Source organism: Thermococcus prieurii, from assembly GCF_054657655.1.
On the sequence record NZ_BAAHYH010000002.1, the window covers coordinates 1,464,837 to 1,485,899 of the forward strand.

Genomic DNA, 21,063 nt, shown 5'->3' on the forward strand with positions numbered 1-21,063 from the left:
CACTCACCTGTCTAAGACTGGGTTCAAGAGTTAAAAAGATTGACGCGAGAATTTAAAAGCCACTTCCAGAGGGGAACGGCGTTAACCCTCAGTCCGTCCCCCGTTATCTCTCCCGAGCAGTCCCACGTCACGAGCGTCCCGGTTTTCACGCCGAAGAGTTCCATAACTCTGAATAGGTTTTCCAGCTCCCTCTTTGCTATCTCTCCCTCGTCCGAGGCGTAGGTGACCTGAATTAACTCAACACTTCCGTTCTCCTTGGCGACGAAGTCCACTTCGCCCTTGGCGTCCCTGTAGTAGTAGAGCTCAAGCCTTGGCCTCCAGTAATGTTTGAGCCTTAGGAGCTCGAGGAAAACAACGTTCTCCATGAGTCTGCCGATGTTCTCGGAAACCTTTGGTAGAACGGCGTTGAGCATTCCAGTGTCGATTGCATAGACTTTCTTATCGCTTCTCACGACTTCCTTCGGCTTGAAGGAGAACTTAGGAAGCTCGAATATCAGGTAGGCCGACTGCAGGTACTCGACGTAGTTCTTGACCGTCTCGACGTTGCCGATTCCAAGAACGTTCCTCGTCTTGCTGTAGGTAAACCTGCCCGCGAAGTTCGAGAAGAGATAGAACGCGACCTCCTTCAGCTCGCGGACGTTTCTAACGCCGTAGCGGACTATAACGTCCCTCGTGATTATGTCGTTGTAGAGGTTCACGAGGTACTCCCTGCCGAAGCGCAGTGCCTCTGGAAATCCCCCGCGCTCGATGTACTCCGTTAGGGCTCTCTTTACCCTTGCCTCGTCCCGCGTAGTCATTACCTCAGGCTTAATCCCCCTGTAAGCCAAGAACTCCCTGAACGAAAACGGGAGGAGGGTATAGCTTAGGTATCGGCCGGTTAGGTAGGTTGAGAACTCCCGCGAGAGGAGGCGAGCGTTGCTCCCCGTAACGACGGTGGGATAGCTCTCCCTCAGAATTGAGACCATTCGCTCCCAGCCTTCAACTTCCTGAACCTCGTCGAGGACTATGTAGTCGAACTCGCCGAGGAGCTCGTAGCCAGCTTTGAGTAACTCCTTGTAGTCCCCCACGCCGAACCCTGCCATCGCGGGGTCCTCGAAGTTCACGTAGAGTGGCCTGCCCGGCAGGGATGCCGAAAGAACGGACTTTCCAGAGCGCCTCGGCCCCGTTATTATGTGGGCCGTTGGGCTGAAGTTCTTCACTATCTTCTCCTTCAGCTCCCTCTCGACGATGTTCTCCCTTTCGAGCTTCTCGCGGAGGGTCTCCCACTGGTCCGCCAAAACACGCTTGAGTTCCTCTGCCTTCATGGTCTAAACTGGTGCGAACTCCCTATAAAGTTTACCACCATACTGGTAAACTTTTCCTCAAAACTCTACCACTATACTGGTAAACATTTCACCCAAACTATCATACCACACCGGTAGTTTCTGCTCCAGAGCACCGAACCTGCTTAGCGGGCGTCAGAATTGGGAAGTAATAAGGAAAAGGGCCTCAGCCCTTCAGAATCTCGACTATCTGCTCCGCGACCTGAACGCCGGCCCTCATCTGGGCCTCCTCGGTGGAGGCTCCGATGTGCGGGGTTAGAACGACGTTGTCGAGCTTAGTTAGTGGGTGGTCCTTCGGGAGAGGCTCCTCCTCGAAGACGTCAAGACCCGCTCCGTAAATCCAGCCCTCCTGAAGGGCCTTGACGAGGGCGTTGGTGTCAACAACGGGGCCACGGGCGGCGTTTATGAGGATAGCGGTCTTCTTCATGAGCTTGAGCCTCTCCTCGTTTATGAGGTGGTAGGTGGCATCGATGAGCGGGACGTGGAGCGTTACCACGTCGCTCTCCTTCAAAAGCGTCTCCAGCTCGACGAACCTTCCACCGACTTCCTTCGCGCGCTCCTCGTTCGGCCTCGGGTCGTAGAGGAGAACGTTCATTCCGAAGGCCTTCGCTATCTTGGCCACCTCGTAGCCTATCCTTCCGAAGCCGATTATACCCATCGTCTTGCCCTCGAGCTCGATTCCAAGGCACTGCTTCTTGGCCCAGACGCCTTCCCTCATCTTCCTGTCGGCGAAGGCCACCTTTCTGGCAACTGCAAAGAGCAGACCAAAGACGAGCTCGGCAACGCTCCTTGAGCTCGCTCCGGGGCTGTTGACGACCTTAATGCCCCTCTCCTTCGCGGCCTCGAGGTCTATGTTGTCCAGGCCGACGCCGGCTCTTCCGATGACCTTGAGCTTGGGAGCGTTTTCGATGACCTTTCTCGTCACCTTCGGCTTGCTCCTAACGATAATCGCGTCAACATCGCGGACGAGCTCTACTAACCTTTCCTCGTCCGGGTACTCCTCGTAAAGAACTTCAAAACCGGCGTTCTTCAAAACCTCCAAAGCTTTCTCGTGCAGTGGCGCCGCAACGAGAACCTTCATGCTTTCACCCCCTCCGTTTTATTGCCATCAGCATTACTTGGTCGGAGGCATCCTCCGCTCGGTCGGCTATGTCGCCAACCTTCGTGAGGACCTGGTTCCATATTAGTTTTGCGTAGGTTGTTATCGTCTCACTGTCAAAAACCATCGCCTTGAGCTTGTACTCGACCTTGTCAGCGTTCTCCTCCAGGTCCTCAGTTTCTTTTGAGAGCTCCAAAGCCCTGTCAACGTCCTCGTTGAGGGCCTTTACCGCTTCCATGAGCCTCTCGTAGGTTTTTACTGCCTCCTTCACGAGGGCCATTATCTCCTCTTTGAGCTCCTCGGGAACCCTCGGCTTGGCGAGAATCAACGTGTGGGCCGCGCTTTCGGCCGCGTCTGCCACCTGGTCTACCAGCTCGCTCAGCCTTACGTAATCTCCCCTGCTGGCGGGCAGAAAGGCCCCCTCGTAGAGCATGAGCTCGATGCTCCTCCTGAGCTTGTCGGCCTCGCTCTCGAGCAGGGTTACCCTCTCCTCAAGGTCCTTTGCACCGTCGAAATCACCGTCTAGGTAAGCCTCGATGAGCCTCTCAAAGGCCTTGACGGTTTCGTAAACGACGTTGAGATGCCTGTTTATGGCGTCAAAAACGTTGCTCTCCTTACCGCCGAAGATGGCCATCTTTACACCCCCGTTTCAAACTTTGCCGCTACCCCTATTTAGGTTTTCCTTCCCTTTGATGAGTGCCCACAGGAGTTCGTTCCTCGGGGCCTCGAGGCCGACGGAGTGAGCATATTCAACGATTTTGCCGTGAATGTAGTCCACCTCGGTTCTCCTGCCCCTCATTATGTCCTGAAGCGTCGAGTTGTAGTTCTCCCGGGTTCTCTCTATCGTGTCCCAGAGCAGTTCGAGGGGGTGGATTTCAAACTCAATTCCGAGTTGCTGCGCAACCATACACCCTTCCCGCGCTATCTCTATCGAGATTCCCTCCAGTTCCGGGACGTCGCGCAGGGCCCCGTTCTTGACCTCCAGAACCGTCCCGAGTCCGTTTATGACGGAATTTACTATCGCCTTGGCCCACTTCCAGCCGATTGCGTTCTCGGTTACGCTCGTCTCTACCCCTGCCTCGTTGAAGACTTTCGCGACCTCCTCGACGAATTCAGCCTTCCCCGTCGGGTACTTCCCGATGACGGTTATCCCCTTCCCCGTCCACCTGACGACGCCCCAGTCAACGAGCATCGCGCCGTTGGTTGTTATTCCCCCGATGACGTTGGGCGTCAGCTTTAAGGCTAACTCCTCGTTTCCGAGGCCGTTCTGGACGCTCAGGACCCACGTTTCCGGCCCTATGCAGTTCCTCGCGCACTCCAAGGTGGTCTTCGTTGAGTAGGACTTGGTAGTGAGGAGGAGCAGGTCCGGTGGCTCGTCCGGCGCGTGGAGGGAAGCCTTGACCTTCACATCGAACTCCTCTATTCCTGTAACCTTCAGTCCGTTCTCGTTTACGGCTTTAACCTGCTCCTCTCGTCCTATGAGCAGGACGTCGTTTCCGGCCCTCGCCAAAAGCGCGCCTAAGAGGGAGCCTATGCTTCCAGCTCCGAGCACGTAAATCCTCATCCTCTCACCTCAGGAGCTTTCTCAGGTGGTTGAGCGAGTAAACGTAAACCAGCGCGAAGAGGGCCAGCTTAACCCTCTCGGAAACCTGGTAAGCCCCGATTAGGTAGAGCGCCGACGCCGGGAGGAGTCCGAAGGAAGATAGAACCCTGTTCCTCAGGAGGAGGAACGGAACTGCAACCCCGAGAACCGCCTCCATGCTCCCGAGGTTGTAGAGGCCGAGCGCTATGGCGAGACCAGTTCCCCCGATTACCGCGTTGATGAAGCGCTCCCAGAACTTCACCGGCTGTTTCTCGTAGGGATAGCCAAGGGCCAGAATGAGGGCCGAGAGAGCCATTAGCGCGTACCTCTCCTCTTCCCCGAGCGGATAAATCAGCGCGAAGGCGAGAACTGCACCGGCCGAGAAGGGTCTGGCCTTTTTCTTCACCGCCGGAACGATGAGCGGAAGGTACAGGTAAGGTATCCACTCCATGCTCCCACCGCAAGCGTTTAAAGAGTCCTCCTTAAATGCATACCGATGCTCTCGGTCGTTCTCGTCGAACCTGAGGGGCCGGCGAACATAGGCATGGTGGCGCGGACGATGAAGAACTTCGGCTTCTCCCGGTTAGTCCTTGTGAATCCAAACCTGACAGAGGAGAGCTACAGCTATGCGGTCCACGCAAGGGACGTCCTCGAAAACGCGCTCATCGTGGATACCTTTGACGAAGCCTTAGAGCTGTTCGATTTGACCGTCGGAACCACCGGAAAGCCGGGAAAGAGGTTCATACCCTACCGCGCACCGCTTTACCCCTGGGGGCTGAGGGAAACCCTGAAGGGCTACACCGGCGAGGTCGGTCTCTTCTTCGGCCGGGAGAGCATCGGTTTGAAGAACGAGGAGCTTGAGAGGCTCGACCTAATCGTCACGATTCCGACGAGTGAGGATTATCCCGTTATGAACTTAGCTCAGGCGGTCGCGGTTATCCTCTACGAGCTCTCAAAGAACAGGCCCGAGCCCTCCGTCGAAGCCTTAAAACCTGCGACGAGAGATGAAAAGGAGGCGCTCGTTAGGGTGTGGGCCGAGCTTTTAAACGTTCTCAACTATCCGAAGGATGTGGAGAGGCGAGCTGTCTTCGTCAAGGTCTTCAGGAAAGCTATTGGTAAGGCTTTCCTCTACGGCCGGGAGGTGCACACTCTCATAGGCCCGCTGAGAAGGGCCGTTAAGAGGCTGGAGGAATGCTGAATGCTCGCGGTGGAGAGGTTTAGGGTCAACGGCCGGGACGTCTGGATTGGGGTAATCTTTCACGGGAGGATTCAGGGAATAAGCTTCGCCTTCACGAGGGGCGAGCTTTTGGGACGGGTTAGAAACCTCGCCGAGTTCCTGCGGAGGAGAAACGTTGGCGTTTCCCTCGACGTCCAGCCGAGCAATTACACCGAGCTCGTTTATCGCGTTATGATTGGGGAGCTCGATAACGAGAAAGTCCTGCCCGAGCTCTCCTTCGAGGGTGTAACGCCCTTTGAGAGACGCGTTTACGAGTGGCTCACGAAAAACGTTAAAAGAGGAGCCGTCATAACCTACGGTAGCCTTGCAAAAGCCCTGGGAACGTCGCCGAGAGCCGTCGGTGGGGCGATGAAAAGGAACCCTTACCCGATAATCGTCCCCTGTCATCGGGTGGTGGCGAGCGACGGCATAGGCTACTACAGCTCCGGGATTGAAGAGAAGAAGTTCCTGCTCGAACTTGAGGGGGTGAAAGAATGGACAAGTTGAAAGCCTACATAACCGGCTTCCTCATTGCTGTTTTGGCGGTAGCCGGCTTCATAGTCTACGAATGGGGCTTCTGGAAGCTGGTGCAAGTGGTCCTCGCGATAGGCTTCGTCGGTTTCACGCTCGCGCTGCTCTTCTTCACGGCGCTGACCCTCTATGCCGAGAGCTGGAAGTATGGGGCAGTTCTGGCAGTCCTGACGGCGATAGCGGGTTACGGCTCCTATCTCGTGCTCACATGGCAGAACCTCAAAATCGTCGGTGCTATAATAGCTTTCTTCATCCTACTCTTTGCCTTTGGAATATGGTACATAAGCGAGCCCGATTTGAGCATAGCGGACCGCTTCCGCTCTGCTGAAAAACTTGAGAGGATGGGACGCTACAAGCAGGCCGCGAGGAAGTACGAGAAGGCTGGAAACTACGAGAAGGCGGCTGAGATGTACCTGAAGCTCGGCTGGCTTGAGAGCGCGGCGTGGGCCTACGAGAAGGCCGGGAAGTACGAGAAGGCCGCTGAGCTCTACGAAAAGCTCTACGAGAAGGAGAAGGACACCTACTACCTGAAGGAGGCCCACGAGTACTGGAAGAAAGCTGGAAACATGGAGAGGGCCGCCAAGGCGCTTGAAAAGTACGCCGAGGAGGAGCCCTGGTTCTGGGAAGATGTTGCCAAGCTCTACGAGGAGCTTGGAAACGAGGAGAAGGCCAGGGAAGCCTGGGAGAAGGCCCTTGAGTACTACACCAAGGAGGCCCAGGAGGAGGGCGTCTTCTGGGAGGACGTCGGCAACATAGCGAGGAAGCTCGGCAGAGAGGAGCTGGCCCGCGAGGCTTACCAGAAGTTCCTCGAGTACTGCCTCAAGGAGGCGGAGGAGGACCCAATGTGGTGGAAGCACGTTGCAGAGGCCTACGAGTACCTCGGCGAGGCGGAGAAGGCAGAAGAAGCGAGGAAAAAGTACGAGGAGTACAGACAGAGAATCCTTAAGGCCAACGAGGAGACCTCGCACTTCCCTGAGAATTAACCTTTTAAGCTCTCCTTCCCTACCTTTTCTTCGGGGATTGCCTTGGACGAGGAAAAGCCAAAGCTGAACATAGCGAAGCTCTCCAAGATGCCGATAAAGCTTGCGATGGAGGAGAAGTTCCTCCGCCTCAAGCCGGACGACAGGGTCGAGGACCTAATCAAGGGCCTTGAGCACAGAACCTGCGCCGTCGTAACCGACGAATCCGGAAAACTGCTCGGCTTCATATCCGTTGACGAGATAATAAACCTCCTCCTTCCTCCGTCCGATTACGTTCTCGTCGGCATCGACGCCCTCAGGGAGGCCCACTTCGACTGGGAGAGGCCGGTGAAGGAGATAATGAACACCCGGCCCATAACGCTCTCCCCGAACGATACGCTCGGCTACGCCCTAAGTATGATGATGGAAACCGGCGTGAGGCAGTTCCCGGTTGTTGAGAAGAAGAAAGTCGTCGGAACCTTCTCGGCTCAGAGCGTCATACGCTTGCTCAGGGTCTTCGCGCGGTGAGGAAGTTGATCGAGCTAATCCTCTACCTCGCGCTCATGCTTTTAACGGCGGAAACATTCGGCTGGCTGTTCTCAAGGATTGGCCAGCCCGTGGTTCTCGGCCAGATAGTCGGCGGAATCCTCCTCGGGTTGGCGTTCCCGCCGACGGAGGAAGTGAAGGACATCTCCATGATAGGGGTTTTGATGCTCCTCTTCCTCGCGGGCCTTGAGAGCAGCGTGGAGGAGATGAGGGAAGCCGGCAGAAGCGGGATTTCTGTGGCCGTGTTTGGGGTTTTGGTGTCCTTCGCGATGGGCTTTGGTATCGCTTACCCCTTCAAGGGCTTCGACCAGGCCCTCCTCTACGGCGCCCTAACGACTCCGACGAGCGTCAGCCTTACCGTCAGGGTTCTGATGGAAATGGACAGGCTGAAGAGCCGGGAGGGGACCACAATCCTCACCGCGGCGATAGTTGACGACATACTCGGCATAATCGTCCTTACCGTTGTGATATCGTCCCTCGTCTCCGGGGGCGTCAGTGTCCTGAGCCTGGCGGAAATCCTCGTTAAGGTTGGCGTTTTCATAGCCCTGATGGTCTTCGCGATGCCGAGGGTCCTCGACTACGCCCTTAGGAAGGTCGTGAGGATAGGCTTCGCAGATTCGACGGTTACCCTCTCGATGGCCGCTCTCTTCGCTTTCGCCTACCTTGCGGAGCACATGAACCTAGCCTCTATCTTGGGTGCCTACTTGCTCGGCCTCGCGCTGAGCGAAACTGAGTTCAGAAAGCCGATTTTCGAGCACTCAAGGATAATAGCGCATTCGGTCTTCGTCCCCCTGTTCTTCGTCGACGTGGGCATGAACATACCCGTTAAAGACCTGAAGAGTGCTGGCCTCTTTGCCATTCTCTTCAGCCTCGTGGCGATAGCGAGCAAGGTAATCGGCTGTGGAATCGGGGCGCTAATCGGCGGCATAAGCCCGAGGGAAGCCCTGCGCGTCGGCGTTGGAATGATTCCGAGAATGGGCGTCGAGCTCGCGATGCTGGCGATAGCGATGAAGGCCGGCATAGTCGGGAGCGACGCCTACCTCGTGATAGTCTTGATGATATTCCTGAGCACCCTCGTTACACCACCGCTCCTCAAGCTTACCTTCAGGGGTCAGTAGACGTCTCCGGAGTCTTCGAGCTCCTTTAGTTCCTCTTCAATTTCCTTTTCTTTCCGCTGGGCGTGGCGCTCCATCAGGTCGCCCGCGAAGTATATCAGAACCCCTGAAATCACCGCGACCACGAACATCAGAACGACCTTTGTCCAGCTCAGGTCGGACGGTGGTGATGAGCCATCGGGAAGTGGGGCGGGAGCCACTTTAACTCGCCGGCGTTTCCTTGGTGGAACCCTAAATTAAACGTTGCCCTGCCAACCTTTTTAAGAGTCGCAACGAACCTTAGCCGGTGGTTGAGATGATGGGAATGAACCCCAGGCAGATGAAGAAGCTCATGCGCCAGTTCGGAATAAAGATGGAGGAGATGGAGGGCGTTAAGGAGGTCGTTCTTAAGCTTGAGGGCAAGGAAATCGTCCTTAAGGACCCCGTCGTTACCGTTATGGTCGTCCAGGGCGAGAAGACCTACCAGATTGTTCCTGGAAGCGAGGAGGTAAGGGAGGTCATAGAGATTCCAGAGGAGGACATCGAGCTCGTCATGGAGCAGGCCGGCGTTGACAGGGAAACCGCGCTTAAGACCTTGAAAGAAACGAAAGGTGACATAGCGGAGGCCATCCTCAAGCTGAGCGGGGAGTAATCACTCCTTCTTGAACTTCTCTATTGCCTTCATGAGCGGTATGAGGTGCATCAGAGCCGGGCCTCCGGCCATGAGAACTGCGACCAAACCGGCCTCTATGAGCTCCTCTGGCTTCGCCCCCGCCTCCAAAGCTTTCTGGGTGTGGAGGTAGATGCACCACTCACAGCCCTGGGCGATGCCGAGGGCAAGCGCTATGAGCTCCTTCTCCCTGGTTGTGAGGGCCTTGTTGTCGAGGGTCTCGCGGAGGAACCTTGAGAACGCGGCAATCTCCTTCGGGTGCTCCTTCCCAAGCCTGTCAAGGAGCTCCTCAATCTCCTTAAGCTTGACCTCAACCTCTGTGTTCTCCATGGGAATCACCGCTATTTGTTGGGAGGAAAAATCTTAAAGGCTTTCTTGAACGAAACGTTCCCAACTACTCGTTTACCACGATTCCCTGCCTGCGCATCTTTAGGATGTCGTCTATAACGTCTATCAGCCCGGCTATTATCTGGTCGTACTTGCCCCCGTCCTTTCCGTAGAGCTCCTTCAGCTTGTCCTCCAGCGCGAAGAGGTCCTCCGTGTCGAGGTCGAGGAGCTTCTGGGCTTCCCTCGCAATCACGCGGAGGGTTATTCCCCTCGTTTTCTCATCCTCAAGCAGTTTTAGAACGAGCTTGAGCATACCCGAGAGCATTTCCTCAGAGGGCACCCTGTCCGTTAGCCTTGCCATGAGCTCGAGGGCTCCCTCGATGTCCCTCTCATTACCAGACTTTAGAAGTGTGTCGAGTAAACTGCTGAAGAACTTGGAGGTTCCCGGGTAGAGGGCGTAGATGTCCGCTAGGACTTTTGCCGCCGTTTCCCTTGCCCAGGGGTTCTTGCTCTTCAGGAAGTCACCGAGGACCGGGAGAATTCTGTATGCGTCGCTCGGTGTCAGATGGCTTGTCAGCCTTGCCACAATCCAGAGCGCGTCCATTCTCCTGCTGTAGTCGTCGCTCTCCAGCATGCCGAGAACCCTGTCCATGACCTCTGGGTCGAGCTTCGCCATCTCCGCCACTATCTCGGTTTTCCCAGCATCCAAGAGCCTCTCTATGTCGTCTATACTGTACTGGCTTATTTCGAGCCTCTTCTTGGCTTCGGTCTCGTCCATTGCTTCCTCACTCGTTACCGCGCTTTTCTCGAGCTTCTCAAGAACCTGCGACGCCTTGACACCGAGCTTGACGTCTCCCTTAAGCTCCTTTATCCTCGTTATTGCCTTCAGCTTGTTCCTCGTGCTTATATCCTTCTCGCGGGAGAGCATCCTCTCGATAGAGTACAGTGCCCTCTCAACGACGTATGGGTCGGGATGGGCAAGTAAATCGGCTATCCCGTCGAAAACTTCGTTCAGGACCTTTCTATCGTCGGTCTTCATCGCCATTTCAGTAAGGGCTGTTATCGCCGCGCTCTGAACTTCCCTCTTCTTGCTCGACCCTATGAGCGAGAACAGCCAGCGGATAATCTTGTACGCTATCTTCGCCACCTTTGCGCCGAGCTTTCCAAGTCCTTCTGCCGCGTACTCGCCGAGGACGGGCATTCCGGACTTCACCACGTCCTTCAGGGCCCCGGTGACCCTCTCGTACTCCTCGTCGGTGAGCTCGCCGGTTTCGAGGAGTGCGTTTATGAACTCCAGCGCCTTCAGCGCCACCCGCTCATCGTCGTCCTTCACGAGCCCAAGAACCGTGTCCAGCGCGAGCTTCTTCCTCTCACCGTCGAGCTTTCCCTCGGAGAGCATGTCTATAAGCACTTGAACCACGTTGGCACGCACGTGGGGGTTCTCGTCGTTCAACAGTTCGAGCAGAACCTTGAAGACCTTGTCGTACTCCTCGACCAGCGCCCGAACTTCCTTGAGGCGCCATGCGAGCAAATCTTTTCTAAGGCCCTCCTTGTCAACTATGATATCGCCACCTTTTAGCACGGCGAGAAGCGTCAAACCCAGCATAGTCTCCCCCCTCTCTATTACGGTGCGTTAGGATTTAAGCTTAGCCCAAAGGTTATTAAGGGCCCCTCCGATGGGTGGACGATGAGGGCAGTAGGCGTCATAAGGTACTCGCGAAGGGAGAGGCTCAGCAGGGAGGAGTTCGAGGAGCTCTTGAGGAGCGCCGGTTACGAGGTTCTGGCCGTTCTTGAGCAGAACAGGGAGGAGCATCCGCGCTACAACATCGGAAAGGGGAAGCTGGAGGAGCTTAAGGAACTCGTCAGAGAGCTCAAACCGGACAAGGTGGTTTTTGCGAACCGCTTAACGCCTTCTCAAGCCTACAACCTCTGGAAAGAACTTAAAGTTGAGGTCATCGACCGCTGGCAGCTTGTCCTTGAGATTTTCGAAAAGCGGGCCCACTCAAAGGAGGCCAAACTTCAGGTGGAACTCGCGAGCCTCCAGTACGAGGTCCCGCTCGTGAAGGAAGCAATACGGCGGATAAAGCTCGGCGACAGGGCCGGTTTCAAGGGAATGGGTGAGTATCAGACCCAGCAATACCTCAAGCACATCAGATACAGAATGGGCAAGATAAGGAAGGAGCTTGAGCGGGTCAAGGCCGAGCGCGAGGTCAGGAGGAAGAAGCGCGAGGAGGTCGGCTTTATCCTCGTCTCTCTTGCCGGATACACGAACGCTGGAAAGTCAACGCTCCTCAACGCCTTAGCTGGGGAGAGCGTGGAAGCGAGGAACCAGATGTTCACGACCCTCGACACGACGACGAGGCGCTTCAAGCTCGGGAGCAAGAGGGTTCTCGTCACTGACACGGTCGGCTTCATAGACGGACTGCCACCTTTCATAGTTGAGGCCTTTCACTCGACGCTGGAGGAGATTGTCAAGGCCGACATAGTTCTTCTCGTCCTCGATTCGAGCGAGCCCTGGCGCGAGATAGCGAGGAAGTTCCGGGCGTCGGTAAACGTTCTCCGCGAGCTCAAGGCCCTCGACAAGCCATTGGTCGTTGTCCTCAACAAGGTTGACCTGATTGAACTGGAAGATGCCGAGGAGAAGGCGAGGCTCCTGACTGAGCTGAGCGAGAACCTCGGGGTCTCGATTGAGGGAGTGGCGAAAGTTTCGGCCAAGGAGAAACAGCTCGACGAGCTCTACTCTCTCCTCGAACGGGTTCTCCTCAAGCTCCCCAAGTACGGGGCCTTTGAGATAGTTGTTGAAGACCCCTCAAGGGTTCCGGCGGTGATGGCCTTTCTGAGCTCGGTTGGTGAGGTCCTGTCGGTTGAGTACAGCGACGTAACGAGGATTAAGGCCTACGTCCAGACCGGCATGCTGAAGGAGCTCACGAGAATGGGGGTGAGGATAGAGCGGTCAAAGCATCCCGGCGATGCTGAAGAGCTTGACGAGGACGAAGGAAATCACGATGGCCGTTAAAGGCGTCGCGACCCAGCCGAAGAGGATGTCCTTGATTACTCTCTTTTCAACGCCCTGACCCGCGAGCAGGCCAACCCCGACAACGCCGCCGACTATTGACTGGCTTGAGCTGACAGGCAGTCCGAGGAAGTTCGCGAGGCTGACCGATATTGCAGAACCGAACTGGGCCGCGAAGGCTGAAATCGGGCCGAGGGCGGTTATCTTCTTTCCAACGGTGTGCATCACCGCGTAGCTGAAGGTAAGAGAGCCAATGGCCAGGCTTATCGCGACGAGAACGCCGGCCGTCTTGGGCTCCAGAAAGCCCGCCCCCACTATCGGGCCCGAGGCGTTCGCGACCTCGTTGGTTCCGAAGTTGAAGGCCATGTATGAGCCACCGAGAATCGCGAGGGCCTTGTAGAGGGCTTCAATCGTCGAGACGCTCTTGATTTCCGAAATCACCTTGGAATAGAACTTGTAGAGTATCGCGGCGAGGATTCCCGAGAGTATCGGTGAGATGACCCACGCGGCCGCTATCTTCCCGAGGGTGAACCAGTTCACCGGGGCCTTCATGGCGAGACCGACGCCTATAACACCGCCGACTATCGACTGGGTCGTGGAGACTGGAAGGCCCCTCACGGTTGCTATCGTGACCCAGATTCCGGCGGCGAGGAGCGCTATCAATGCCATCTCCATCGTGAGAAAGCCCTCCGGAACTATGCCCTCTCCGACGGTCTTCATGACCTTGTAGCCCTTCAGGTAAGCCCCGAGGACCACGAATATCGCTATCGTGAGCGTCGCCTGGCGGAAGCTCAGTATCCCGGAGCCGACCGCGGTCCCCATGGCGTTCGCTGAATCGTTGGAGCCTATGTTCCACGCTATGTAGAATGCCACTGCCAGTATGGCTATTGCAAGTCCCTCCATCCCTCATCACTGGCTATATAGTCTATATAGTACTCAAAAAGTTTTCGAGAATCGATGAGCGGAAAAAACCATCGGAGGAATTCAAAGTTCACCCTTACCCAGAAAATCCCGTTTAGGGTTCCTTAACACGATACCGAAACCTAAATAAACCTTTCGGACTAACTGAGGGTGAAAAACCCACAGGAGGCAGGGAAGATGATTGAGATACGTTTTCACGGTAGGGGTGGACAGGGTGCCGTTACGGCCGCCAACATCTTAGCCTCTGCTGCCTTCAAGCAGGGAAAGTACGTCCAAGCGTTCCCCTTCTTCGGTGTTGAGAGGCGTGGAGCGCCGGTTACTGCCTTCACCAGAATTGACGACAAGCCGATAAGGATTAAGACCCAGATTTACGAGCCCGACATCGTCGTCGTCCTCGACCCGAGCCTTCTCGACACCGTCGACGTCACTGCCGGCCTTAAGGAGGGCGGAATCGTTATCGTCAACACCGAGAAGAGCAAGGAGGAGGTCCTTGAGAAGCTCAAGAAGAAGCCGGCCAAGCTGGCCCTCGTCGACGCCACCACGATAGCTCTCGACATACTCGGCCTCCCGATTACCAACACGGCCATCCTCGGTGCCGTCGCCAAGGCCACCGGCGTCGTCGAGCTCAAGTACGTCCAGGAGGCCATCAAAGAGACCTTCTCAGGAACCCTCGGCGAGAAGAACGCTAAGGCCGCCGAAGAGGCCTTCAACAAGACTACCGTTTACGAGCTCTAATCTTCTCTTCCCTTCCTTAACCGAGGCGGGTGGTGGTAAAGTTGAACACCTTGTTTGGAGAAAAGAAAGCCCAGGCTGAGAAACTCGTCTTCACCTCAGTGGAGCAGTACCCCGAGGCGCCTATAACCCTTGGAACGACCCTCAGCAACTTCACAGGTGACTGGAGGACCTTCATACCCGTCGTGGACGACGACAAGTGCGTCAAGTGCTACATCTGCTGGAAGTTCTGCCCCGAGCCTGCAATCTACATTCGCGAGGACGGCTACGTAGGGATAGACTACGACTACTGTAAGGGATGCGGTATTTGTGCGAACGAGTGCCCGACCAACGCGATAACGATGGAAAAGGAGGAGAAGTGATATGGCGGAGTACAAGCCGATTAGGAAGGTTGTGAGCGGTAACTATGCAGCTGCCTACGCGGCCAAGCACGCCCGCGTTCAGGTCGTCGCCGCTTACCCAATCACCCCGCAGACGAGCATCATCGAGAAGATAGCCGAGTTTATAGCCAACGGCGAAGCTGATATTCAGTACGTCCCCGTCGAGAGCGAGCACTCCGCGATGGCGGCCTGTATAGGTGCTTCCGCCGCCGGCGCCAGAGCTTTCACTGCAACCTCCGCCCAGGGTCTGGCTTTGATGCATGAGATGCTCCACTGGGCGAGCGGTGCGAGGCTCCCGGTTGTAATGGTTGACGTTAACAGGGCCATGGCTCCCCCATGGAGCGTCTGGGACGACCAGACCGACAGTCTCGCCCAGCGCGACACCGGCTGGATGCAGTTCTACGCCGAGAACAACCAGGAAGTCTACGATGGCGTTCTGATGGCCTTCAAGGTGGCCGAGAGGGTCAACCTTCCCGCGATGATAGTGGAGAGCGCCTTCATACTGAGCCACACCTACGACGTCGTCGAGATGATTCCGCAGGAGCTCGTTGACGAGTTCCTTCCGCCGAGGAAGCCCCTCTACGACTTAGCGGACTTCAGCCAGCCGTTCTCGGTCGGAGCCCTCGGTGGGCCGAACGACTACTACGAGTTCAGGTACAAGATTGCCAAGGCCATGGAGGACGCAGTCAAGGTCATCAAGGACGTCGGTAAGGAGTTCGGCGAGCGCTTTGGCAGGGACTACAGCGAGATGATTGAGAAGGGCTACGTTGACGATGCTGACTTCGTCTTCATGGGCATGGGCTCGCTCATGGGAACCGTTAAGGAAGCCGTGGAGCTGCTCAGGAAAGAGGGCTACAAGGTCGGCTACGCGAAGGTTAGATGGTTCAGGCCGTTCCCGAAGGAAGAACTGAGGGAGATAGCCGAGAGCGTCAGGGGCATAGCTGTCCTCGACAGGAACTACTCCTTCGGCCAGGAGGGCATACTCTTCAACGAGTCCAAGGGCGTCCTCTACAGCACCGACGCCAGGCCGATAATCAAGAACTACATCGTAGGACTCGGCGGCAGGGACTTCACGGTTGGAGACGTCAGGGCCATAGCGGAGAACATGAAGAAGGTTATCGAGGCAGGAAAGCTCGATAGAGAGGTTGAGTGGTACCACCTCAAGAGGTGAGAACGATGGAGATTCCCGAGAACGTTAGAAAAAGGCTGAGCATCCCAGCTGAGGAGCACTTCTTTGCCGGCCACACGGCCTGCCAGGGCTGTGGCGCCTCGCTCGGAATAAGGTACGTCCTCAAGGCCTACGGCAGGAAGACCATCTTCGTCATCCCAGCGTGCTGTTCGACCATCATCGCCGGTCCCTGGCCCTACACCGCGCTTGACGCTAACCTCTTCCACACCGCCTTCGAGACCACCGGAGCGGTCATAAGCGGTATCGAGGCGGCACTCAAAGCGAGGGGAATAAAGGTCAAGGGCGACGACGGGGTTATGGTCGTCGGCTGGGCCGGCGACGGTGGAACCGCTGACATAGGCCTTCAGGCTTTGAGTGGATTCCTCGAGAGGGGCCACGATGCCGTTTACATAATGTACGACAACGAGGCTTACATGAACACCGGGATTCAGCGTTCGAGCTCAACCCCCTACGGAGCCTGGACCACCAACACTCCTGGAGGAAAGAGGCACTTCCTTGAGAAGAGGCACAAGAAGAAGGTCATTGACATCGTCATCGCCCACGAGGTTCCCTACGCGGCCACGGCGAGCGTCGCCTTCCCGGAGGACTTCATAAGGAAGCTCAAGAAGGCCAGGAAGGTCGAGGGTCCGGCCTTCATACAGCTCTTCGCCCCCTGTCCGACCGGCTGGAGAAGCCCGACCGACAAGAGCATCGAGCTCGCCCGCTTGGCAGTTCAGACCGCTTACTTCCCGCTCTTCGAGTACGAGAACGGAAAGTACAAGATAAACATGCCCTCGCCCAAGAAGGAGCCGAAGCCGATAGAGGAGTACCTCAAGCTCCAGGGCAGGTTCAAGTACATGACCAAGGAGGACATCGAGTACCTCCAGAGCTGGGTGCTGAAGGAGTGGGAGAAGCTGAAGAAGCTTGCAGAGGTCTTTGGCTGAGCCTTTCATTTCATATTTGTCCACGCAAAGTTTAAGTTTCCATGCTGATAACTCACTAGAGGTGATACATATGGCTGAGAGCCCGTTTAAGGCCGACATAGAGAGGGTTCAGAAGGAGTATAGCGAAAAGATGACGCCGGGAGCGATTGCCTACATCCCGGGGAGTAGCGTAATCAACAAGACCGGCTCCTGGCGTGTGTTCATGCCGGAGTTCAACAGGGACAAGTGCGTTAGGTGCTACCTCTGCTACATCTACTGCCCGGAGCCGGCTATCTACCTCGACGAGGAGAACTACCCGGTCTTCGACTACGACTACTGTAAGGGTTGTGGAATCTGCGCGAACGAGTGCCCGACCGACGCGATAATAATGGTTAGGGAGACCAAGTGAGGTGGTGAAAGATGCCGATTAGGACGGTTATGAAAGCCAACGAGGCGGCCGCCTGGGCCGCGAAGCTTGCCAAGCCGAAGGTCATAGCGGCCTTCCCGATTACGCCGTCAACCCTCGTTCCCGAGAAAATCAGCGAGTTCGTCGCCAACGGCGAGCTCGACGCGGAGTTCATCAAGGTCGAGAGCGAGCACTCGGCCATCTCGGCCTGTGTCGGTGCCTCAGCGGCGGGTGTTAGGACCTTCACCGCGACCGCTTCCCAGGGTCTCGCTTTGATGCACGAGATACTCTTCATCGCCGCTGGAATGCGCCTTCCGATAGTCATAGCCGTTGGAAACAGGGCTCTCTCAGCTCCAATTAACATCTGGAACGACTGGCAGGACACCATCAGCGAGCGCGACACGGGCTGGCTCCAGTTCTACGCCGAGAACAACCAGGAAGCTTTGGACCTCATCCTGATAGCCTACAAGGTCGCCGAGGACGAGAGAGTCCTTCTCCCGGCGATGGTCGGCTTCGACGCGTTCATCCTCACCCACACCGTCGAGCCCGTCGAGATTCCGGACCAGGAGCTCGTTGACGAGTTCCTCGGTGAGTACGAGCCGAAGCACGCTTACCTTGACCCGAAGAGGCCGATAACCCAGGGTACTTTAGCGTTCCCGGCCCACTACATGGAGGCCCGCTACAAGGTCTGGGAGGCCAACGAGAACGCGAGGAAGGTCATCGACGAGGTCTTTGAGGAGTTCGAGAAGAAGTTCGGCAGGAAGTACCAGAAGATTGAGGAGTACAGGACTGACGACGCCGAGATAATCTTCGTCACCATGGGTTCACTCGCCGGAACCGTCAAGGAGTACGTCGACCACCTCCGCGAGAAGGGGGTAAAGGCCGGAGCCGCGAAGATGACCGTTTACAGGCCGTTCCCGATTGAAGAGGTTCGCGAGCTGGCCAAGAAGGCTAAGGTTCTCGCTCTCCTCGAGAAGAACGTCACCTTCAGCGTCGGTGGAGCCCTCTTCCAGGACTTCAGCAGGACACTCGTGAACGAGAAGGAGAAGCCGGTCATAGTGGACTTCATACTCGGCCTTGGAGGCAGGGACGTCACCTTCAAGGACCTTGACGAGACCCTCGCGATTGCGCAGAAGGCCCTCAACGGAGAGGAGTTTGACGAGGTCAACTGGATAGGCCTTAGGAAGGAGATTCTGTGAGGTGATGAAGATGGCCGTTAGGAAGCCCCCCGTTACCACTCGCGAGTACTGGGCACCGGGCCACGCCGCCTGTGCCGGCTGTGGCTGTGCCGCCGCTCTCAGGCTTGCCACCAAGGCCTTTAGTGAGGCTATGGAGGAGAAGTACGGCGACCCCGATGCCTTCGCCATAGCCCAGGCCACAGGATGTATGGAAGTTGTTAGCGCCGTCTTCCCGTACACCGCCTGGAAGGCCCCGTGGGTTCACGTCGCCTTCGAGAACGCGGCCGCCGTTGCGAGTGGCATAGACGCAGCTTGGAAGAAGAAGGGACTCAAGGGCAAGATTCTTGCCATAGGCGGTGACGGTGGAACCGCCGATATCGGTATGCAGGCCCTCAGCGGCATGCTCGAGCGCTGGCACAACGTCGTTTATCTGATGTACGACAACGAGGCTTATATGAACACCGGAATCCAGAGGAGTTCCTCAACCCCCTACGGAGCCTGGACCACCACCTCACCGCCCGGCAAGTACTCAATCGGTGAGGACAAGCCCAAGAAGTGGGTCGCCCTCATAGCTGCAGCCCATCAGATACCCTACGTCGCCACCGCGAGCATAGGCAACCCCTTCGACTTCGTCAGGAAGATGAAGAAGGCCGCTAAGGTTGACGGCCCGGCCTTCGTCCAGGTTCACTGTACCTGTCCGACTGGATGGAAGAGCCCGCTCGAGAAGGGCGTTGAGATAGCGAGGCTCGCCATCGAGACCGGCGTCTGGCCGCTCTTCGAGATTGAGAACGGCGACTTCCACAACATCAAGATACAGAGCCCCGGAGGAGGCGCGAAGGTCAAGCGCGAGGGAGGCAAAATCGTTGCCATCGAGTTCAAGAAGCCCATCGAGGAGTACCTCAAGCTCCAGGGCAGGTTCAAGCACCTCTTCAAGCAGCCGGAAGCGATAGACGTGATGCGCGAGCAGATAAAGGCCATGTGGAAGGTCCTCGGCGTCGAGGTCACCCTCCCGAAGCCGGAGGAGTGAGCTTCCTTATTTCACCTTTTCTTCCTCTTCTAAGGTTGTTTAAGACCGTTGAACCAAAAACGTTTTTTCTTTCCCCTGGAGACTAAAATCCGGGGGTGATTGCGATGACAGTGATTGTGAGGGTTGAAGTTGATGACGGCGGTGAGCTTGAGGAGGTTTTTGAGAGATTCGAGAGGGTACTTCGCTCCGTTGAAAGGGTTGATGTCTTCAGGATGATGCTCAACAGAAACCTAGATGAGATTCCTCCTTCCGGAGTCGAGAGGTATAGTTTAATCGTGGACTCCCTGAAGGTCGTTGATTCCCAGGTCTCGGAGATTTTCGAGAAGCTCGACGTTGGGAAGGCCATCAAGCACCTGGAGGTGATACCATGAGGGCATCGTTCGTCGTTGAGGCTAGCGTTCCGGAAGAAGCCGTCGAGCGCGTCAGCGGTGAGCTCAGAGAGCTATTCAAGCGCAGGGAAGAGCAGAAGAAACAACTTGAATACCTCTACGTCGAGCTCCTAGAGGTGACCAACCGGCTCCTTGAAAAGAAACGCCTTCAGAGGCTGGTTGAGCTGACCTCAAGGAAGCTCAACCGCTCATACACCACCAACCTTGACCTGCCTTTCGGTGAAGGGACCGCCGATGGGGGATGCTTCAGGATTAACTTCATAGGGGCCGGCTCCCTCGCGATATTCGAGTTCAGACTCGATGATATCTACTGCTTCTTCACCCATCTTGAGGATGTTAGGGACCGTGCCGAGAGTGTCGTGCTTGAGGCAATCGAATCCTACGCCTCGAATCACGAGGAGCTTAGTGAGTGGGACGTTTCGGAGCTCAGGCACCTCGGTGAGGTCTACTTTACCCACGTCTGCGTCGTGCTTGACGCGATAGAATCGAGCGCAAAATGATACCCATTTTTGACCAATCTTACCCTTTTTGGGACAAAGGTTTTTAAGTTCACCGAACTATTCTCGTCGGTGGTGTAAGATGACGATTAAGGCTCCAACCCTCAACATAGGTGGTCTGGGCGCTGACCCGCTCACGGAGAGGATAAAGGAGAAGCAGAAGAAGTGGAAGTACAAGATAGCGGTTCTCAGCGGTAAGGGTGGCGTTGGAAAGAGCACCGTCGCGGTGAACCTTGCCACGGCACTCGCGAAGAAGGGCTACTACGTCGGCCTGCTCGACGCGGACATACACGGTCCGAACGTTGCAAAGATGCTCGGCGTGGACAAGGCTGACGTTCTGGCGGAGAGGCTGGAAGACGGTCGCTTCGAGATGCTCCCGCCGATGGCCGACTTCATGGGTCAGATAACACCCATCAAGGTCATGAGCATGGGCTTCCTCGTTCCGGAGGACCAGCCTATCATCTGGCGCGGTGCCCTCGTCACCAAGGCCATCAAACAGCTCCTCGGCGACGTCAAGTGGGGCGAGCTCGACTTCATGATAATCGACTTCCCGCCCGGAACTGGCGACGAAATCCTCACCGTCGTCCAGAACGTCCAGCTCGATGCAGCAGTTATCGTCACTACCCCCCAGGAGGTTGCTTTACTTGACACCGGCAAGGCAGTGAACATGATGAAGAAGATGGAGGTTCCATACATAGCCGTCGTCGAGAACATGAGCTACCTCATCTGCCCGCACTGTGGCAACGAGATTGACCTCTTCGGCAAGGGCGGGGGCAAGAAGCTCGCCGAAAAGGAGGGCGTTGACTTCCTCGGTGAGGTTCCGATAGACCTCAAGGCGAGGGAGGCAAGCGACGCCGGCATTCCAATAGTCCTCTACGATGACACCCCCGCCGCGAGAGCCTTCATGGAGCTCGCGGAGAAACTCGTGAAGAAGCTCGAGGAGCTCAAGGGCGAGGAGAGCGAAGAGAAAACCGAGTGATTTTTAACTCCTTCTACTCATTCTTTCCCGGGCGCGGCTCAGGCCGGCGGGAGCCGCTGCGATGGGGCCGCGCTGGACCAGGCTACGTTAAGCTTTTTAACCCC

General features: G+C 56.4%; 26 protein-coding genes. 17 read left to right on the plus strand and 9 right to left on the minus strand.

Features of this window, described 5'->3' with window-relative positions; all coding sequences use genetic code 11:
• Nucleotides 1-23: 23 nt before the first annotated feature.
• From ACYQ04_RS11315 to ACYQ04_RS11335, 5 genes are all read right to left on the minus strand, one after another.
• Complete coding sequence (locus tag ACYQ04_RS11315; protein ID WP_460129622.1) at nucleotides 24-1,304, minus strand: ATP-binding protein; 1,281 nt, start codon at nucleotides 1,302-1,304, stop codon at nucleotides 24-26.
• A gap of 184 nt (nucleotides 1,305-1,488) precedes the next feature.
• Complete coding sequence (locus ACYQ04_RS11320) at nucleotides 1,489-2,403, minus strand: hydroxyacid dehydrogenase (RefSeq protein WP_460129624.1); 915 nt, start codon at nucleotides 2,401-2,403, stop codon at nucleotides 1,489-1,491.
• A gap of 4 nt (nucleotides 2,404-2,407) precedes the next feature.
• Nucleotides 2,408-3,055, minus strand: coding sequence for a TIGR00153 family protein (locus ACYQ04_RS11325; protein WP_460129625.1), 648 nt, complete (start codon nucleotides 3,053-3,055; stop codon nucleotides 2,408-2,410).
• A gap of 15 nt (nucleotides 3,056-3,070) precedes the next feature.
• The gene (locus ACYQ04_RS11330) at nucleotides 3,071-3,985 is read right to left on the minus strand and encodes a 2-dehydropantoate 2-reductase (RefSeq protein WP_460129628.1); all 915 of its coding nucleotides are present in this window, start codon (nucleotides 3,983-3,985) and stop codon (nucleotides 3,071-3,073) included.
• A 4-nt stretch (nucleotides 3,986-3,989) separates the two neighbouring features.
• Nucleotides 3,990-4,454, minus strand: a complete 465-nt coding sequence (locus ACYQ04_RS11335; protein WP_460129631.1) for a hypothetical protein — start codon at nucleotides 4,452-4,454, stop codon at nucleotides 3,990-3,992.
• A 45-nt stretch (nucleotides 4,455-4,499) separates the two neighbouring features.
• Here ACYQ04_RS11335 and ACYQ04_RS11340 point away from each other — a divergent pair, with 45 nt between their 5' ends.
• From ACYQ04_RS11340 to ACYQ04_RS11360, 5 genes are read left to right on the plus strand one after another with little or no spacing between them, the layout of a single operon-like run.
• Nucleotides 4,500-5,201 (plus strand): RNA methyltransferase, encoded by a 702-nt coding sequence (locus ACYQ04_RS11340; protein ID WP_460129633.1) that lies wholly within the window; start codon nucleotides 4,500-4,502, stop codon nucleotides 5,199-5,201.
• On the plus strand, nucleotides 5,202-5,726 hold the full coding sequence (otg, locus tag ACYQ04_RS11345) for a methylated-DNA--protein-cysteine methyltransferase (protein WP_460129636.1): 525 nt from the start codon (nucleotides 5,202-5,204) through the stop codon (nucleotides 5,724-5,726).
• Nucleotides 5,714-6,733, plus strand: coding sequence for a tetratricopeptide repeat protein (locus ACYQ04_RS11350; protein WP_460129639.1), 1,020 nt, complete (start codon nucleotides 5,714-5,716; stop codon nucleotides 6,731-6,733). Before otg ends, ACYQ04_RS11350 begins: the two co-directional genes overlap by 13 nt.
• A gap of 42 nt (nucleotides 6,734-6,775) precedes the next feature.
• Nucleotides 6,776-7,237 carry a CBS domain-containing protein gene (locus tag ACYQ04_RS11355; RefSeq protein WP_460129642.1) on the plus strand — a complete coding sequence of 154 codons (462 nt, stop codon included), beginning with the start codon at nucleotides 6,776-6,778 and terminating at the stop codon, nucleotides 7,235-7,237.
• 5 nt (nucleotides 7,238-7,242) lie between these two features.
• The gene (locus tag ACYQ04_RS11360; RefSeq protein WP_460130213.1) at nucleotides 7,243-8,373 is read left to right on the plus strand and encodes a cation:proton antiporter; all 1,131 of its coding nucleotides are present in this window, start codon (nucleotides 7,243-7,245) and stop codon (nucleotides 8,371-8,373) included.
• Here the strand turns inward: ACYQ04_RS11360 and ACYQ04_RS11365 are convergent.
• Complete coding sequence (locus ACYQ04_RS11365; protein WP_460129645.1) at nucleotides 8,367-8,570, minus strand: hypothetical protein; 204 nt, start codon at nucleotides 8,568-8,570, stop codon at nucleotides 8,367-8,369. The genes ACYQ04_RS11360 and ACYQ04_RS11365 overlap by 7 nt on opposite strands.
• 95 nt (nucleotides 8,571-8,665) lie before the next feature.
• Here ACYQ04_RS11365 and ACYQ04_RS11370 point away from each other — a divergent pair, with 95 nt between their 5' ends.
• Entirely contained in the window at nucleotides 8,666-9,001 is a 336-nt protein-coding gene (locus ACYQ04_RS11370) for a nascent polypeptide-associated complex protein (RefSeq protein ID WP_460130215.1), read from the plus strand.
• Here ACYQ04_RS11370 and ACYQ04_RS11375 read toward each other — a convergent pair whose 3' ends face one another.
• Nucleotides 9,002-9,349, minus strand: a complete 348-nt coding sequence (locus tag ACYQ04_RS11375) for a carboxymuconolactone decarboxylase family protein (protein ID WP_099209307.1) — start codon at nucleotides 9,347-9,349, stop codon at nucleotides 9,002-9,004.
• Between the two features lie 64 nt (nucleotides 9,350-9,413).
• Nucleotides 9,414-10,952, minus strand: a complete 1,539-nt coding sequence (locus ACYQ04_RS11380; protein ID WP_460129648.1) for a hypothetical protein — start codon at nucleotides 10,950-10,952, stop codon at nucleotides 9,414-9,416.
• Nucleotides 10,953-11,033: 81 nt separating this feature from the next.
• On the opposite strand from ACYQ04_RS11380, the gene hflX reads away from it, so the two are divergent.
• Complete coding sequence (gene hflX, locus ACYQ04_RS11385; protein WP_460129651.1) at nucleotides 11,034-12,362, plus strand: GTPase HflX; 1,329 nt, start codon at nucleotides 11,034-11,036, stop codon at nucleotides 12,360-12,362.
• On the opposite strand, the gene ACYQ04_RS11390 is transcribed toward hflX, so the two are convergent.
• Entirely contained in the window at nucleotides 12,300-13,262 is a 963-nt protein-coding gene (locus tag ACYQ04_RS11390; protein ID WP_460129653.1) for an inorganic phosphate transporter, read from the minus strand. The genes hflX and ACYQ04_RS11390 overlap by 63 nt on opposite strands.
• Before the next feature lie 195 nt (nucleotides 13,263-13,457).
• Here ACYQ04_RS11390 and ACYQ04_RS11395 point away from each other — a divergent pair, with 195 nt between their 5' ends.
• The 10 genes from ACYQ04_RS11395 to ACYQ04_RS11440 all read left to right on the plus strand — a co-directional run bounded on the left by ACYQ04_RS11395 (nucleotide 13,458) and on the right by ACYQ04_RS11440 (nucleotide 20,959).
• A complete protein-coding gene (locus ACYQ04_RS11395; RefSeq protein ID WP_099209303.1) occupies nucleotides 13,458-14,015 on the plus strand; it encodes a pyruvate/ketoisovalerate ferredoxin oxidoreductase subunit gamma in 558 nt (185 codons plus the stop codon).
• Between the two features lie 41 nt (nucleotides 14,016-14,056).
• Nucleotides 14,057-14,374 carry a 3-methyl-2-oxobutanoate dehydrogenase subunit delta gene (locus ACYQ04_RS11400; protein ID WP_042692334.1) on the plus strand — a complete coding sequence of 106 codons (318 nt, stop codon included), beginning with the start codon at nucleotides 14,057-14,059 and terminating at the stop codon, nucleotides 14,372-14,374.
• A gap of 1 nt (nucleotide 14,375) precedes the next feature.
• A complete protein-coding gene (gene porA, locus ACYQ04_RS11405) occupies nucleotides 14,376-15,563 on the plus strand; it encodes a pyruvate ferredoxin oxidoreductase (protein ID WP_460129656.1) in 1,188 nt (395 codons plus the stop codon).
• Nucleotides 15,564-15,568: 5 nt separating this feature from the next.
• On the plus strand, nucleotides 15,569-16,504 hold the full coding sequence (locus tag ACYQ04_RS11410) for a 3-methyl-2-oxobutanoate dehydrogenase subunit beta (protein WP_460129659.1): 936 nt from the start codon (nucleotides 15,569-15,571) through the stop codon (nucleotides 16,502-16,504).
• A gap of 70 nt (nucleotides 16,505-16,574) precedes the next feature.
• Nucleotides 16,575-16,892, plus strand: a complete 318-nt coding sequence (porD, locus tag ACYQ04_RS11415; RefSeq protein WP_014122958.1) for a pyruvate synthase subunit PorD — start codon at nucleotides 16,575-16,577, stop codon at nucleotides 16,890-16,892.
• Between the two features lie 11 nt (nucleotides 16,893-16,903).
• The gene (gene porA / locus ACYQ04_RS11420) at nucleotides 16,904-18,088 is read left to right on the plus strand and encodes a pyruvate synthase subunit PorA (protein ID WP_460129664.1); all 1,185 of its coding nucleotides are present in this window, start codon (nucleotides 16,904-16,906) and stop codon (nucleotides 18,086-18,088) included.
• Between the two features lie 10 nt (nucleotides 18,089-18,098).
• A complete protein-coding gene (gene porB, locus ACYQ04_RS11425) occupies nucleotides 18,099-19,094 on the plus strand; it encodes a pyruvate synthase subunit PorB (RefSeq protein ID WP_460130217.1) in 996 nt (331 codons plus the stop codon).
• 95 nt (nucleotides 19,095-19,189) lie between these two features.
• A complete protein-coding gene (locus ACYQ04_RS11430; protein ID WP_460129666.1) occupies nucleotides 19,190-19,465 on the plus strand; it encodes a hypothetical protein in 276 nt (91 codons plus the stop codon).
• Nucleotides 19,462-19,983: a hypothetical protein gene (locus ACYQ04_RS11435; protein ID WP_460129667.1), complete on the plus strand. Its 522-nt coding sequence runs from the start codon at nucleotides 19,462-19,464 to the stop codon at nucleotides 19,981-19,983. The genes ACYQ04_RS11430 and ACYQ04_RS11435 overlap by 4 nt, the downstream gene beginning before the upstream one ends.
• Before the next feature lie 79 nt (nucleotides 19,984-20,062).
• Entirely contained in the window at nucleotides 20,063-20,959 is an 897-nt protein-coding gene (locus ACYQ04_RS11440) for an Mrp/NBP35 family ATP-binding protein (RefSeq protein ID WP_460129669.1), read from the plus strand.
• Nucleotides 20,960-21,063 lie beyond the last annotated feature (104 nt).

Excerpts from the sequence above, each read along its gene's own strand:
- ACYQ04_RS11315 (WP_460129622.1), bottom strand. The coding sequence starts at position 1,304 with ATGAAGGCAGAGGAACTCAAGCGTGTTTTGGCGGACCAGTGGGAGACC.
- ACYQ04_RS11320 (WP_460129624.1), bottom strand. The coding sequence starts at position 2,403 with ATGAAGGTTCTCGTTGCGGCGCCACTGCACGAGAAAGCTTTGGAGGTT.
- ACYQ04_RS11325 (WP_460129625.1), bottom strand. The coding sequence starts at position 3,055 with ATGGCCATCTTCGGCGGTAAGGAGAGCAACGTTTTTGACGCCATAAAC.
- ACYQ04_RS11330 (WP_460129628.1), bottom strand. The coding sequence starts at position 3,985 with ATGAGGATTTACGTGCTCGGAGCTGGAAGCATAGGCTCCCTCTTAGGC.
- ACYQ04_RS11335 (WP_460129631.1), bottom strand. The coding sequence starts at position 4,454 with ATGGAGTGGATACCTTACCTGTACCTTCCGCTCATCGTTCCGGCGGTG.
- ACYQ04_RS11340 (WP_460129633.1), top strand. The coding sequence starts at position 4,500 with ATGCTCTCGGTCGTTCTCGTCGAACCTGAGGGGCCGGCGAACATAGGC.
- otg (WP_460129636.1), top strand. The coding sequence starts at position 5,202 with ATGCTCGCGGTGGAGAGGTTTAGGGTCAACGGCCGGGACGTCTGGATT.
- ACYQ04_RS11350 (WP_460129639.1), top strand. The coding sequence starts at position 5,714 with ATGGACAAGTTGAAAGCCTACATAACCGGCTTCCTCATTGCTGTTTTG.
- ACYQ04_RS11370 (WP_460130215.1), top strand. The coding sequence starts at position 8,666 with ATGATGGGAATGAACCCCAGGCAGATGAAGAAGCTCATGCGCCAGTTC.
- ACYQ04_RS11375 (WP_099209307.1), bottom strand. The coding sequence starts at position 9,349 with ATGGAGAACACAGAGGTTGAGGTCAAGCTTAAGGAGATTGAGGAGCTC.
- ACYQ04_RS11380 (WP_460129648.1), bottom strand. The coding sequence starts at position 10,952 with ATGCTGGGTTTGACGCTTCTCGCCGTGCTAAAAGGTGGCGATATCATA.
- hflX (WP_460129651.1), top strand. The coding sequence starts at position 11,034 with ATGAGGGCAGTAGGCGTCATAAGGTACTCGCGAAGGGAGAGGCTCAGC.
- ACYQ04_RS11390 (WP_460129653.1), bottom strand. The coding sequence starts at position 13,262 with ATGGAGGGACTTGCAATAGCCATACTGGCAGTGGCATTCTACATAGCG.
- ACYQ04_RS11395 (WP_099209303.1), top strand. The coding sequence starts at position 13,458 with ATGATTGAGATACGTTTTCACGGTAGGGGTGGACAGGGTGCCGTTACG.
- porA (WP_460129656.1), top strand. The coding sequence starts at position 14,376 with ATGGCGGAGTACAAGCCGATTAGGAAGGTTGTGAGCGGTAACTATGCA.
- ACYQ04_RS11410 (WP_460129659.1), top strand. The coding sequence starts at position 15,569 with ATGGAGATTCCCGAGAACGTTAGAAAAAGGCTGAGCATCCCAGCTGAG.
- porD (WP_014122958.1), top strand. The coding sequence starts at position 16,575 with ATGGCTGAGAGCCCGTTTAAGGCCGACATAGAGAGGGTTCAGAAGGAG.
- porA (WP_460129664.1), top strand. The coding sequence starts at position 16,904 with ATGCCGATTAGGACGGTTATGAAAGCCAACGAGGCGGCCGCCTGGGCC.
- porB (WP_460130217.1), top strand. The coding sequence starts at position 18,099 with ATGGCCGTTAGGAAGCCCCCCGTTACCACTCGCGAGTACTGGGCACCG.
- ACYQ04_RS11435 (WP_460129667.1), top strand. The coding sequence starts at position 19,462 with ATGAGGGCATCGTTCGTCGTTGAGGCTAGCGTTCCGGAAGAAGCCGTC.
- ACYQ04_RS11440 (WP_460129669.1), top strand. The coding sequence starts at position 20,063 with ATGACGATTAAGGCTCCAACCCTCAACATAGGTGGTCTGGGCGCTGAC.